Here is a 13,063-nt window from a genome sequence, read left to right as displayed (position 1 = left end):
CTCTCAGAAACTTTCAAAGAAGAAGGAAACCGTGAATTACCATCAGCATTTTTCATTCGAGCTGCCCACTCGGATCGAATTCGGCATCGGACTCATTGACACCCTGGCCGAACAGGTCACCCGCCTCGGCGGCAAGCATGTCCTGCTCGTCTCGGATCGGGGCCTCGTAGCGGCAGGCGTCGTCGGCCGCGTAGCCGACATCCTCACCGCCGCCAACTTCGACGTCGTCACCTTCACCGACGTCGAGCCGGAGCCGGAAGCGGAGGGTGTGACCGCAGGCGCCCAGCTCTGCAACGACGAGGGCCGCGACATCGTTGTTGCTGTCGGCGGCGGCAGCGCCCTGGACACCGGCAAGTCCATCGCGCTGATGGCCAAGAACACCGGCCACATTCGGGACTACGCAGGGCTCGAGATCCCCAGCAGCCAGGGGCTGCCGGTGATCGCTATCCCCACCACCGCCGGCACCGGCAGCGAGTGTGCCGTGTGGTCGGTGATTTCGGAGAAGGCCCGGAACATCAAGTACGGCGTGGGCGGGCGGAACATGACAGCCACTGTGGCCTTCTGCGACCCCTCCCTGTCCGTCAGCCTTCCGGCCCGGCTCACCGTCGGAACCGGACTGGATGCCCTGACGCACGCCCTTGAGTCCTACGTCAACAAGGCAACACAGCCCATCTCAGAGGCGCTCTCGGAGAAGGCCATGGAACTCATCGCCCGCTCCCTGCGGACAGCGGTCTTCAACGGCGCCGACATCCAGGCGCGTTCGGACATGCTCCTGGCCTCCACCATGGCCGCCTGCGCCTTCGCGCCCACACGCCTCGGCTTGGCGCACGCCATGGCCATGCCTCTGGGAGCCAAGGCAAAAATTCCCCACGGCGACGTCATCTCCATCCTCCTTCCCGAGGTCATGCGCTTCAACGTCAACGCCAACCTGGACAAGTTCGCCCGCATCGCCACGATCTTCGGCGTCGACACCCGTTCGATGTCCTTGCGGGAAGCCGCCCACGCAGGAGTGGATGCAGTGGCCCAACTCATCACTGACATTGGAGCGCCAAGGAGCCTGGCAGCCTACGGAGTCCAGGAATCAGACCTGGAGCAGCTGGCAGCGGAAAGCATGGAATCGGGGAACATTGTGGTCAACCCCCGCCCAGCCACAGCAGCCGATCTCGTGGACATTATGAGGAAGTGCTTGTAATGAAAGTGAACATTCCCTTCCGGCGTCTCGAGGAATACTCCGCCAATATCCTCTCGGCAGCAGGGCTGCCCGAGGATGACGCCCGGCTCGTGGCCGAGTCGCTCGTGGACGCAAACCTCCGCGGCGTCGATTCCCATGGTGTCAGCAGGATCCCCATCTACGTCAAACGGCTGCAGCTGGGCTTGGTCAACACCCGGCCCAACGTCAGGGTGGTCAAGGAAACCGGCGGCGCCCTCGTCATCGACGGCGACAACGGCATGGGCCAGGTGGTGATGCAGCGGAGCCTCGAACTCGCCCAGGAACGCCTTCCTTCGACGAGCACTGTTTCCGTGGCAGTGCGGAACTCCAACCACTACGGCTCCGGCGCGTACTTCGCGAAGAAGGCTGCGGCCGCAAACGCCGCGATCTTCCTCTACGGAAACGCGCCGGCCACGATGTCCGCCTGGGGCGGCCGGGAACGCTTCCTCGGCACCAACCCCTACACCTTCGGCGTCCCCGCCGGCAGCAGGGAACCGATGATCCTGGACATGGCCACCAGCGTGGTGGCCCGCGGAAAGATCATCCAGGCGGACCAGCTCGGCGGACAGATCCCCGAAGGTTGGGCCGTGGACATCAACGGCGACCCCACCACCGATCCGGAGGCAGCCCTCGCCGGCAGCGTCCTGCCGTTCGGCGGCCCCAAGGGCTACGGCATTGCACTGATGGTGGAAGTCATGGCCGCAATGTTCTCCGGGGCCAGCTCCGGGCCGGAGATCGGCGACCTCTACGACGATCTGGACCGGCCGCAGGGCGTAGGTGCTTTCTTCACCCTCCACAATGTCAGCGCCTTCCAGCCCTTGGACCAGTTCGGCCGACGGATGGAAAACCTGTTCGAAGCAATCAAGGCAAGCGGGCCTGCGAACCGCGAAGTGCTCATCCCCGGCGAAATCGAAGCACGCGCCGCCCTCCGCAACCAGGAACAAGGCATCGCCCTGCCGCAGGCCGTCATCGCTGAACTCGAAAAGCTCTCACAGGACGCCCGCCCCCTTGCCGGCGACAACCCTGCAATGGAAAACGCAGCCACAAGGAAGTGACAAACATGAATATCATCCGTCTTTATCCGCCTGCGAACCAGGTTCGGGGCGAGGTGCTGGCACGGTACAGCCAGGTTCAGACCTCCGCAGTGTCCGACAGCCAGGAGCGGGTATCCGGTGCAGTAGGAATCTCCCCGGTCGGAAACTGCCTGGCATCACTCGGCGGTCGCTCGATGGCTGGAACGGCATTGACCGTCCGAACCCGCGCGGGTGACAATCTCGCCGTCCACCAGGCCCTCGAACTCGCCCGTCCCGGCGACGTGCTTGTCATCGACGCCCAGGGCGAAGTCACTAACGCCATCCTTGGCGAACTCATGACGTACTACGCTGCGTCCCGTGGCGTCGTCGGGATAGTAGTCGACGGCGCCATCCGTGACCGTGATGACATCTCGGCCGGGCCGATTCCTGTTTTTTCCAGAGGCGTATCCCACATGGGTCCTTACAAGAGCGGGCCCGGCGCCATCCACACTGGCGTCACCATCGGCGGGTCGGTCGTCCACGACGGCGACCTGGTGGTTGGTGACGGAGACGGCGTCGTGTTCGTCTCCGCTGACAGGATCGAAACCGTCCTCGATTCGGCAGAGGCCATTATGGCCAGCGAACTCAAGCAGCGTGAAGCAATAGCCCGAGGGGAGTGGGACCGCAGCTGGGTGCCAGGCGCCGTGTCCCTCGTCCATGTTGAGCAGGAGGCCTACAGTGCCTGAAGGCCATGTTTACATCACCCGCCCCATGTCCAAGCACGTCATGCTCCAGGCCGAAGTCCTGCCCGCCCCGCTGGCGATGCATCGGGACGCCGACGCTCCACCCACGCGCGAGCAGCTCCTCGAAGGGTGTCGTGGCGCGATCGCGATTATCACCATGCTCACAGAAAAAATGGATGATGAGGTGATGGAGACTGCAGGTCCTGGCTTGAAAGTCATTGCCAATGTCGCCGTCGGCTATGACAACATCGATATGGAAGCGGCGGCACGCCGGGGGATCACCGTAACGAACACGCCCGGCGTCCTGGATGAGGCGACAGCAGACCTTGCGTTCGCATTGATTCTGGCAACCGTTCGGCGCGTAGCGGAAGCCGACCGCTTCATCCGGACCGCGCAGCCGTGGATCTGGGGACCGCAGAGCTTTATCGGACTGGATGTCAGTGCGGGGGCAACGCTGGGAATCGTCGGACTGGGCCGCACAGGCATGGCCGTGGCCCGCCGCGCCCAAGCGTTCCGGATGAACATCATTGCCACCGGCAGCAGGGCATCCACCCCGGAAGCCGCCGACCTGGGCGTCCAGCCTTGCGATTTTGACACGCTCCTCCGCACCAGTGACGTCGTGAGCCTGCACTGCCCGCTGACGGCCACCAACCGGCACATGATCGGCGCCCCTCAGCTTGCTGCCATGAAGGCCGGCAGTTACCTGATCAACACCGCACGGGGCCCTTTGGTTGACGAGGACGCCCTGGCCGATGCCGTGGAATCGGGTCACCTTGCCGGTGCAGGCTTGGACGTGCACGAATTCGAACCTCAGGTCAACGACCGGCTCCGCTCCCTGGAAAACGTGGTGCTCCTGCCCCACATCGGCAGCGCCGCAGCCGCAACCCGCGACAGCATGGGTGAGCTGGCAGTGCGGAACGTGGCCGCGGTGCTGTCCGGGCAGGCTGCCTTGACGCCGGTCCTGCCCGCCGGGCTGAAACAGGAGTTGCTGCCCACCCGCGGATAGAACTCCACAACGAACGGCAGCGGACTGCCCTTGAACATCGGGGCACCGCCTCGGAAGTCGCCGACGTACCTGTCTTCCATGCCGCTGACGCTGCCCGTCCGGTGACCTGAGCCGCTAAGGGCCCTGGCCGTCCATCCCCACGACGTTCCCAAGAGGACTTCACATGCGAGTACTGATCGCCACCGATAAATTTAAGCATTCGCTTGCCGCCGACGAGGTCGCCAGACATCTGGCCAGCGGTCTCATGACCGAAAGACCAGACCTGACAGTGGATTGCATATCGATCGCCGACGGGGGAGAAGGCACAGTCGCCGCGGCAATATCCGCCGGATACACCGCCCACGTCGCCACCGTGAGCGGACCGACCGGACTGCCCGTGACCGCCACCCTGGCTGTCCGCGACCACATTGCTGTCATTGAGACCGCCTCAGCATCAGGCCTGGCATCCCTGCCCGGAGGGATACCCGACGCCCTAGGTGCGACAAGCCTAGGGACCGGTCAGCTCATTAGCGCAGCACTCAACCAGGGCTGCACGCTCATATACATCGGCGCGGGCGGCAGCGCCTGCACCGACGGCGGAGCCGGTCTCCTTGCTGGGTTGGGAGCGAAATTCCTGGACTCCCGCGGGCAGCCCCTGCCCGCGGGAGGAGGCGCGCTGGAACATTTAGCAGCTGCCGACCTGAGCGGGCTGCATCCAGGACTGCGAAACGCGCGTTTCGTCTTGGCAAGCGACGTGGATAATCCGCTACTAGGGGAACGGGGAGCACCTGCCGTTTTCGGGCCGCAGAAGGGGGCCGATCCCAGTGCTGTGGAACTCCTCAACCGGGCACTGACCCGGCTGGTCGATGTTCTCGAGGAGGAGATCGGCCCTCGGGCCAAGGCCGCTGCGACAAAGGCTGGTGCCGGCGCCGCGGGTGGTATCGGATATGCGGCCATTGCTGTTCTCGCCGCCCGCGTGGAGCCAGGCGTCACAGTTGTTGGACGGATGGTTGACCTGGATAAAAAAATCGAGGGCGCCACTCTCGTGATTACCGGAGAAGGCAGCCTGGACGAGCAGAGCTTAGGCGGCAAAGCACCGCTCGGCGTCAGCCGGGCAGCCGCCAGGGCGGGGGTACCGGTCATCGCCGTATGTGGACGGACCACCCTCTCTGACTGGACCCTCAAGGCGGCCGGCTTCAATCGAACGTTCGCGTTGACCGATATTGAACCCGATCCCGCCATTTGTATGTCCAATGCGGGACCGCTCCTAGAAACCGTCGGCACGACCATCGCATTAGAAATACTGTCCCTGAATGTGCCAGGAAAGTATAGAGATGTACGCGTCAAACAGTTTCCAGGCCGGGACGGAGGTCATGAAGCACTCTCCGGATTACCGGGATAGACATTTCCTTGGCTTTCCTGCTCTCGGGTTGCGCCCATCAATAACGCCAAAGTCTCACAGGCCGCCGGGAAGCCCCTAACCGAAATTGCTTTCCTACTTGCCGAGATGTGCAAGGATATCGGCCCTTCAGGAGTGGGCTACGGTTATTCAAAAAGCCCTGCGGCGCGGCCTCTACGAGCACACCAAGAAGATTGGTCCCCGAACTGCTGGGCGACGACCCCAGCGCCACTAACGCCCAGGTATCGCAACATTCCTCAAACCTGGCCCTCGGCGAGGAATGCCGAAATTCAGATGGCGCCGCACTTCGCGTTGGAAATCCACCTATACTTACTGCCGCTAGGAAATATCCGTTCGGGAGTAGTGAAAACCTGAATCACCTGAAAGTGGGCGAATCAATTTGGCGGCGGAGTGTCGACTAGCAGGAAGCCTCGTCCATCGAAAAAGCTGAGCCCGCAGAAAGTCTCATGACGATCCACAAACCGTCCCGGTCGTGGGTTCTCTGAGCGAACATGCCCGCACTTGGACCACGGGCCGCTCAGCTTCAGTAGCAACAGCTAGCAGGGCATAGTCCTTACGCCGACAGCGTAGGGCTCTGCCGTTGGTTCGATTGAGGGTGCAGCCTCGTGCACGCCACGATCTCTCTTGGAAGTGAAGGATGACAGAGGCTACCCAGAACACACTCAGCGGACGGCCCGGGCTAAACCTTGCTCAACAGCTCGTGGAAGTACTCATGGCTGATATTCGATCCGGAGTCCTGAGGCCTGGCATGAAGATGCCGTCCGAGAGCGCCCTCATAACGCGCTTTGGGGTCAGTAGAACCGTGGTGCGGGAAGCAGGTTCCCGGCTTCAAGCGGCAGGCCTGGTTGAAAGCCATAAGGGAAAAGGATCATTCGTGCTGATGGTCCCCCCTGATCACCGTGCCGGAGTCAAGCTGTCCGCTGCGAACAAGCCCGAGGACATGGCCGAGCTGATTGGACTCCGACTAGGCGTCGAGGTTGAGGCAGCCGGGCTTGCCGCGGCAGGACGTTCAGATGCTGAAGCTGAAGGCATTATCAGGGCAGCCGCGGCGATGCGCCGCATTCCTGCGCAGACGAGTCAGCTACTGCAGGCGGACTTCGACTTCCACCGGCGGATCGCCCAGGCAACCGGCAACAGATTTTACGGCGAACTGCTTGAATCTCTTGGACCGGCTATGATCGCGTACCCTGCCCACCGGCTGCCACCGCTTGACCAGGCAGGCCATATTGGGCCGGATGAGGTGCTCTGCCGGGAGCATGAAGCCATCGCCGAGGCGATCGCCGATGGCGACGTTGACTCGGCCCGAGCGGCCATGCGACTGCACCTGGCCAACACCCGCAATCGACTCTCCCGCAAGAAGTAACCGCCGATGACCTCTCCCGCTTATTTTCGTGCCGTGGACCGCTTCGACGGGACAGCCGTGCCGGGGGCAACAAGTCGTGTAGCACAACTTCGAACAGTGCCTGTCCGAAGAGCTGGACGCCGGTGCCGGCCTGGACGTCTTCGAATACGAGCCGCGAGTCCATCCCGAGCTACTGGACCTGGAGAACGTGACATTCGTGCCGCACCTCGGCCCGGCCACCGTCGAAATGCGCACCGCCATGGCAGTGCTCGCCGCGGACAACGTACTTACAGTGCTTCGAGGCGAGCAACCACCCGCACCGATTAACTAAGCGGCGGTGACAAGGAGCACCACCACACACGAACCGTCGAGGGTTGAGGCTCTGTTCTTGCCCTCATGGGCAGGTGGAGCATTCCGTGCCATGGTCCAACAGGGCGCGACAAGCCAGACGCTCCCCGTTGGTTTGGCGTCGTCTCAATGCTGGGAGGCCTTTGGTCGCCATGGGGTACCGCCCCCGCCGTGACGACCAACCGGGTCCTCGTGAACTTTTTGATGTCCCGCCAGCTCGTTGGGGCATCAACCACAGCAGGGCCAACAGTGCTGGCGAAAGGGCAACCAACAACGTGAAAATCATCATCGCACCCGACTCCTTCAAAGGGACCGCTTCGGCCGATGACGCAGCCGAAGCTATCGCAACGGGGTGGGGAAGCATCCGCCCGCACGACCACATAGTCCTTCTCCCCATGGCGAATGGGGGAGAAGGCACTATAGAGGCCTTTGCCCGGGCCCATCCTGTGGCCCAGCAGCACGAGATCATTGTGGAGGGCCCCAATGACGTCCAGACAGCTGCTCGGTGGCTCAAGCTCCCTGACGGGACGGCCGTAGTAGAAGTCGCTGCAACTTCAGGGATTACCCTTCTTGACCGACTCCGACCCCTCACCGCACACACTTACGGGCTCGGACAAGCCATCGCACGTGCCCTCGACAACGGAGCCAAACGCATCATTGTCGCCCTTGGGGGAAGCTCATCCACCGACGGTGGGGCAGGGGCACTATCGGCATTGAGGGCGCGGTTTGGATCAGCATCCGGCGGAGAACTTCCCCGAGGAGGCGGCGCGCTGGAGGACTTGGCGAGGCTCGACCTTGCCGGCCTGCGCCACGCCCACTTCCTCCCGAGGGTGTCCTCGTCCTCACCGACGTGACCAACCCCCTGCTTGGGCCGACAGGAGCAGCGCACATTTTCGGTCCACAAAAAGGGGCAAATACCGCTGACGTTCAACGCTTGGAACGCGGAATGCTCAAGCTCGCATCCTTCCTCCCGGCACTACCATCGGTATCAGGATCCGGCGCAGCAGGCGGGACCGCCTTCGGCCTCGCCGCCTGGGGTGCCACCATCACAGCCGGAGCTCCTGCCGTCGGACGTGAGATCGGGCTCCCGGGGCAGATCGCGGACGGTGACATCGTCATCACCGGTGAGGGCCGGTACGACGGCCAGTCCGCCGCCGGCAAGGTCCCCTAATATGTCCAGGAGGTGGCTACAAGCGCAGGGGGCTAAATGCTTTCTCGTCGCCGGAGCCATAGACGCACCGGCAACGATATTCAATGCCTGCGCTTCCTTGTCCACCCTTGCCGGGTCAACATCGGCCGCGATGCAAGACCCCTCAAATCCCTTGCCTTTGCCGGTGCAGAGCTGGCGCTGAATACAGAACCAACTTCAATTGGAGGCCGCTTGCAAGCTCAGGCGTAAATTGGGTTAGAGTTTCCAGCTGCTGGCATCGGCGAGCAGACTGGTGGAGGAATTGTCAAGGAAAGTGCAGTGGAACCGGCTGCACTTTGTGTCCCGGCTTCCCGGGACTCGGTGGGATGAAAGCACCAGCCAGTAAGGAGTACCGTGCAGAAGCAACCGACGATCCGCGATGTTGCCCAGGCGGCAGGTGTCTCTGTTGCCGTCGTTTCGCGGGTCCTCAACCCCGGCTCGGGGCCTGTGGCTGATGCAACCAGGCGACGGGTTCGCGATGTCATTCAGGCATTGGGGTATCACCCGCGTACGGCGGCCCGTGAGCTGAAGCACGGGCCGCCCACAACGCTGGGCCTGATGCTCGCGGACGTTTCGAATCCCTTCTTTGCGCGGTTGGCCGACAATGTCGTACGGGAGGCGGATGCGCGCGGGATTCAGGTTCTGCTGATGACAACGCAGGAAGATGAGCACCTCGAATCTGAGTGCCTGGAAACGCTGATCGAACGCAGGGTGAGCGGCGTCATCGCGACTCCCACCGGGGACAACTTGGATATTTGGAAGAAGCTGCAGGACATTGGGACGGATATGGTGTTCGTTGACCGGTCCATCCCTTCGCTTCCCGAGGTTGACGTGGTCGGTATCGACAATGTCGAGTCGGCCCGTTCGGCTACCGGCCTGTTGGCTGCTTACGGGCACAAGCGGATTGGGATTGTTTCCGGACCGGCCGTTTCTACTACCGGCCGTGACCGCATAGCTGGCTACCGGCTGGCCGTGGAAGCAGCGGGCCTTGAGGTGGACGAGCGGCTGGTCCGGCATGCGGCCTTCCGTGGCGCGGCCGGGGGAGATGCCGTGACTGCGCTGCTCAACCTTGAAGAGCCGCCCTCGGCTCTTGTGGTTGCCAATACTGCGCAAGTGACGGCGGTGCTGCGCCGCCTTTCCCACGCCGGGCTGTCCATTCCGGATAAGCTCTCGGTAGTCGTTTTTGAAGATTCCCCATGGACGGAGCTGATGACGCCGCCGTTGACCATCATTCGGCAGCCCGTGGACCTGCTTGCCCGGCATTCCGTGCAGCTGGCCCTGGCCAAGACAAGCGGAAAGAGCAACGGCAAACCGACCACGATCCGCGTGGCGGCCGAACTGGTCGAGCGCTCCAGCGTCTCCCGCCTTTAACACGGTTGCCCTTTTCCGTCGAGCAGCCGAAAAGCAAGCACACCTTTCGGCGGACCGCATTGCTCTAACGCTGGTGGAAATGAGGACTCTACCCGGACGCGTTCCTGGTCCGGCTCTTCGTCCGATCGCCTTTATTGGTGTCAGATGCAGGATTTTTCCGTCTCTTGAGAGCCCCAAATAGAACGCCGATAACGGATATTACGTAAAGCTGGCGCTGAGAAGGGGTAAAAGCGGGCCCTCCCCGCGCTCAGGAAAGGTTGTGCAGTGCCCCGGCCCAGGGCCCCAAGGTTCTTGGAAAGCCGCATACAGAATTATCTCGGCGTGGGATTGCTGTGGTGCCATCTGAATGCACTGTTGATAAAGAGCGCGGTGATCAGAAGTCCCGCGAAGATCACGGAGGCAGAGGCGGACGCTAACCAGGGCGCCCCAGCCCATTTCGGGAACATTGCACCAATGCCAGCCACGAAGGAAGCCACAATAGTGACCAAGTAGCCGCCGAAGATTATTCCCCTTATCCAAGGCCCGTACATGTCCACAAGATCGCTAACGGCCCTGCCGGTTAGCGACAAGATTGCGGCTCCTGCGAGGGAGAGTCCAGCCGTCACACCGCCCAGCGTGGCGATGTTAGTTAGGCCTGTCTGCAGTTCCTTTTCTTCGACGTCGTCCAGCAGGAAACCAAAAAAGATGCTGCTGCCAACGACCAGAAGAACAAGGACACCCAGCGCGATCCATAAGCTCTTCGTGCTCTGTTTTTCCACACTTCCCCCAGTTGCGCCTACCGAAGCTTTGCCAATTCGTCGAAGTCTTGGATGTAGGCCTTCACTATCTCAGAGACTGCCGACGAAGCTAGGATGGCTTGGCCTCGCTTCCCCACCTCTATTGAGCGCTTCCTCGTGATTCTCTGTGAGATCAGGTCAATCTCTCCCTGGGGTATATGGTCACCGGGGTCACGGTCAACGACTACTTTGGCTTTGTCCAGTTCTCCCAGGTGGCCGCCGAACGTCTCTTCAAACCAATCCATCATGTCCCGAGTGTCGGACGCATAGGACTGCCTATTGTTCTTCTTTACGTGCCGAACCTTGAGTTCAATCTCATATGTGCCCTCGTAGGTGGGGCCCATCAGCAAATCACGCAGCGGACCATTCACTGACTGCTTTACTGTTCCGCCAATCTCAATGCGACGCAGGCGTTTGGCATTGTCCAGAAAGCGTTTCTTGTCTGGGTCGACAACTGGTTCTGCTGTCCATTGGAAATTGTGCTGGGGCAGGTTTCCCTGCGCCCGCATAATGTGGGTCAGCCAGGTGGCGATCGCCTTCGGCCTAGCGGACGATACAGACTCTTGGAGGACGGCCATGATGTTTCCAAAAGGCAGAAACCAGATGAAAAGGTTGTCTACGGGGGTGTAACCCTTATCAACGGTTACTGCCTTCTGCTCACCAGTGCCACGTTTGGCCTGGCTGGGAAGGTGGTCCTTGTCCGTACTTGCCACGAGGGCATAGACGGTTCCGTCGTCCACTTGCTTGAGACCGTTCATGCTGGAGGGCCTAAGGAACTCATCCCAATCGTCTTCGGGCTGCAAAGTGAAGACCTTACCCGAAACCACTTTGTTCAGGACCAGATGTGTCTTGGGATCGCCATAGGCATTCTTAAGGATGGTATTCCAGTCCTGTTCCTCCGCAGGTTGCAGATTCGCTCCATTTACAAGCCGCCAGTACTGAACGGTTCGGACCAGGCTCTTTTCGGCCAATTGGCGTTCCCCCAAACTTTCTATATCGAAGGTGTGTGCTGCATTCATGGTGAGGCAGCCGTGTATTTACTTACCGCCGGTTAGCTTCGCCGCCAGGCCCACTGCGGTTTCCATGGCTGCTGCCGACGGCGCCACTGCCGGCTCACCCTTCATAGCAGGGTGCTCGCCAAACGCGCGTGTAGCGAAGCTTTTCCGAAGTTCATCTCTCACTTCTGGATTATCGACAGCAGCCAAGAATGCTTCGAAGGTTTGGAGCTGGACGGCAAGGGATCCGGCCCAGTTCGCCATCGAACGGTGCTGGTGTGCCTGTCTTGCAAAGTATCCGGCTATACCAAAGATACCGGCGACAAAGACCGTCTTCTGAATCAGCCCAACGTAGTCATTTGCCGATGTATCAAAGACAGGAAATATTCCACCCGGAAGTAGGACAAAGATCAGTGCAAAGGTGCCGGCCGCAAGAGCGAATCCAACGGTCAGCTTACGGAAGGTGTCGGCCCGGGCTGATTCGTCCTCACCGAGTTTTGCGTAGAAGGCTGACATTGCATCTTCGCCCGTCTTCCCAGCAGCGGTGCTGGCTGCCATGGCGGCGGCCTCGGATTGGGCCGCTGCAGCTTGGGACTGATCTAAATATCTCGCCTGCCGCTGATGATCCCTACTCCTCAGAGCCTGGAAGACATAGTCGACGTGCTCGAGGAGTTGGCTGCGTTCTCCTCCGTCCAACGGACTTGCACCAGGCAGGCGGGCCGCTTCAAGAACCGCTTGAAGACTGGAGCGGAGCCGCCGAATAGTCTGTTCAAAGCCGTCGACCGTCAGCTCCAGTCGGTCCTCGCCATGATGCTCAGCCAGCAGCGTCTCCGCCATTTGGGTGGCACTGATCAAAGTGCCCTCGTCGAGCCAACGCGTGGTCAACTCGTTGCGGGGTGAAAGCGTCGCTAGATCCGTCTGAACCACTTCTGCGGCGATTAGCTCATGCCACATTTGAAGGATGTCTTGGGCATATTTGATGTCCGGCCAGGGTCTGTCATATGCCGGCACGTAAGTGTCCAGGCTGTCTCGTACATGCTTGAAGATCTCGGCGAAATTACGCGCCCAGTCAACACCCTGGATTCCGCTGTTCACGCTCACGGCTACTCCCCCAAATCCTGCGCTTCTTCGCCGCGTTGCGCCACTTGTGCTTTGGCGTGAAACAAGCTGTGAAACCCAATCTTGCCAGATGCAGAGAGATGTCCTTGCTGACCGCTAACTGGAACGAGCGATGACCTGCGGGCCCTTGTGCAGGGACTCACCCGCAAAGGCGTGCGGGTGGAGTTCGTCAAGGAGAGCCTGGTCTTCACCGGCGAGGACTCCCCCATGGCCAACCTCATGCTGTCCGTCATGGGTGCCTTCGCCGAATTCGAACGCTCCCTCATCAGGGAACGCCAGCGGGAAGGCATCGCCTTGGCCAAACAGCGCGGCGCCTACAAAGGACGGAAGAAGACCCTCACACCGGACCGGGCAGCCGAACTCGTCCAACGCGCCGGCACCGGTGTTCCGAAAGCACTTCTTGCCCGTGACTACGGGATCAGCAGGGAGACCGTCTACCAGTACCTCCGCAACTGTCCCGTCTCATCTAAGTTGGCCCCCGAAGACCCCGGTATCTCGCGGTTGGGCCAACTGTAGTGAGACAAATTTTCATGGTTTGTCTCACTACAGTTG

General features: G+C 61.2%; 12 protein-coding genes and 3 pseudogenes. 12 read left to right on the top strand and 3 right to left on the bottom strand.

Annotation, left to right across the window (positions count from 1 at the left end; genetic code table 11):
• The first annotated feature begins 31 nt into the window (after positions 1-31).
• The 11 genes and pseudogenes from ASF98_RS13955 (at position 32) to ASF98_RS13920 (ending at position 9,621) form a co-directional block, all read left to right on the top strand.
• Entirely contained in the window at positions 32-1,192 is a 1,161-nt protein-coding gene (locus ASF98_RS13955; protein ID WP_055802795.1) for an iron-containing alcohol dehydrogenase, read from the top strand.
• Positions 1,192-2,265: an Ldh family oxidoreductase gene (locus ASF98_RS13950; RefSeq protein ID WP_055802793.1), complete on the top strand. Its 1,074-nt coding sequence runs from the start codon at positions 1,192-1,194 to the stop codon at positions 2,263-2,265. Before ASF98_RS13955 ends, ASF98_RS13950 begins: the two co-directional genes overlap by 1 nt.
• A 5-nt stretch (positions 2,266-2,270) precedes the next feature.
• Positions 2,271-2,969, top strand: coding sequence for an RraA family protein (locus ASF98_RS13945; RefSeq protein WP_055802791.1), 699 nt, complete (start codon positions 2,271-2,273; stop codon positions 2,967-2,969).
• On the top strand, positions 2,962-3,972 hold the full coding sequence (locus ASF98_RS13940) for a 2-hydroxyacid dehydrogenase (protein ID WP_235505969.1): 1,011 nt from the start codon (positions 2,962-2,964) through the stop codon (positions 3,970-3,972). Before ASF98_RS13945 ends, ASF98_RS13940 begins: the two co-directional genes overlap by 8 nt.
• 163 nt (positions 3,973-4,135) lie before the next feature.
• A complete protein-coding gene (locus ASF98_RS13935; RefSeq protein WP_082506850.1) occupies positions 4,136-5,353 on the top strand; it encodes a glycerate kinase in 1,218 nt (405 codons plus the stop codon).
• Between the two features lie 655 nt (positions 5,354-6,008).
• Positions 6,009-6,236: pseudogene (locus tag ASF98_RS25170) on the top strand (winged helix-turn-helix domain-containing protein); the annotation flags it as partial.
• Between the two features lie 15 nt (positions 6,237-6,251).
• Positions 6,252-6,734, top strand: coding sequence for a FadR/GntR family transcriptional regulator (locus ASF98_RS13930; protein WP_235505967.1), 483 nt, complete (start codon positions 6,252-6,254; stop codon positions 6,732-6,734).
• Positions 6,735-6,834: 100 nt separating this feature from the next.
• Positions 6,835-7,044: pseudogene (locus ASF98_RS23750) on the top strand (NAD(P)-dependent oxidoreductase); the annotation flags it as partial.
• 292 nt (positions 7,045-7,336) lie between these two features.
• The gene (locus ASF98_RS25030) at positions 7,337-7,915 is read left to right on the top strand and encodes a glycerate kinase (protein WP_268760429.1); all 579 of its coding nucleotides are present in this window, start codon (positions 7,337-7,339) and stop codon (positions 7,913-7,915) included.
• Positions 7,912-8,232, top strand: coding sequence for a glycerate kinase (locus tag ASF98_RS25025; RefSeq protein ID WP_268760428.1), 321 nt, complete (start codon positions 7,912-7,914; stop codon positions 8,230-8,232). Before ASF98_RS25030 ends, ASF98_RS25025 begins: the two co-directional genes overlap by 4 nt.
• A gap of 372 nt (positions 8,233-8,604) precedes the next feature.
• The gene (locus ASF98_RS13920) at positions 8,605-9,621 is read left to right on the top strand and encodes a LacI family DNA-binding transcriptional regulator (RefSeq protein ID WP_055802787.1); all 1,017 of its coding nucleotides are present in this window, start codon (positions 8,605-8,607) and stop codon (positions 9,619-9,621) included.
• 311 nt (positions 9,622-9,932) lie between these two features.
• Here the strand turns inward: ASF98_RS13920 and ASF98_RS13915 are convergent, their stop codons facing one another.
• The 3 genes from ASF98_RS13915 to ASF98_RS13905 are packed head-to-tail and all read right to left on the bottom strand — an operon-like array spanning position 9,933 to position 12,493.
• Complete coding sequence (locus tag ASF98_RS13915; RefSeq protein WP_055802785.1) at positions 9,933-10,379, bottom strand: hypothetical protein; 447 nt, start codon at positions 10,377-10,379, stop codon at positions 9,933-9,935.
• 17 nt (positions 10,380-10,396) lie between these two features.
• Positions 10,397-11,416 carry a hypothetical protein gene (locus tag ASF98_RS13910; RefSeq protein ID WP_156372413.1) on the bottom strand — a complete coding sequence of 340 codons (1,020 nt, stop codon included), beginning with the start codon at positions 11,414-11,416 and terminating at the stop codon, positions 10,397-10,399.
• Positions 11,417-11,434: 18 nt separating this feature from the next.
• Positions 11,435-12,493 (bottom strand): hypothetical protein, encoded by a 1,059-nt coding sequence (locus ASF98_RS13905; protein WP_055802781.1) that lies wholly within the window; start codon positions 12,491-12,493, stop codon positions 11,435-11,437.
• 129 nt (positions 12,494-12,622) lie between these two features.
• Between ASF98_RS13905 and ASF98_RS13900 the strand changes: the two are divergent.
• Positions 12,623-13,027 (top strand): annotated as a pseudogene (locus ASF98_RS13900) (recombinase family protein); the annotation flags it as partial.
• Positions 13,028-13,063 lie beyond the last annotated feature (36 nt).

The sequence above is a fragment of the Arthrobacter sp. Leaf337 genome (assembly GCF_001423745.1).
Taxonomy (GTDB): Bacteria; Actinomycetota; Actinomycetes; order Actinomycetales; family Micrococcaceae; genus Arthrobacter.
This window is presented reverse-complemented; position numbering and strand designations above follow the sequence as displayed.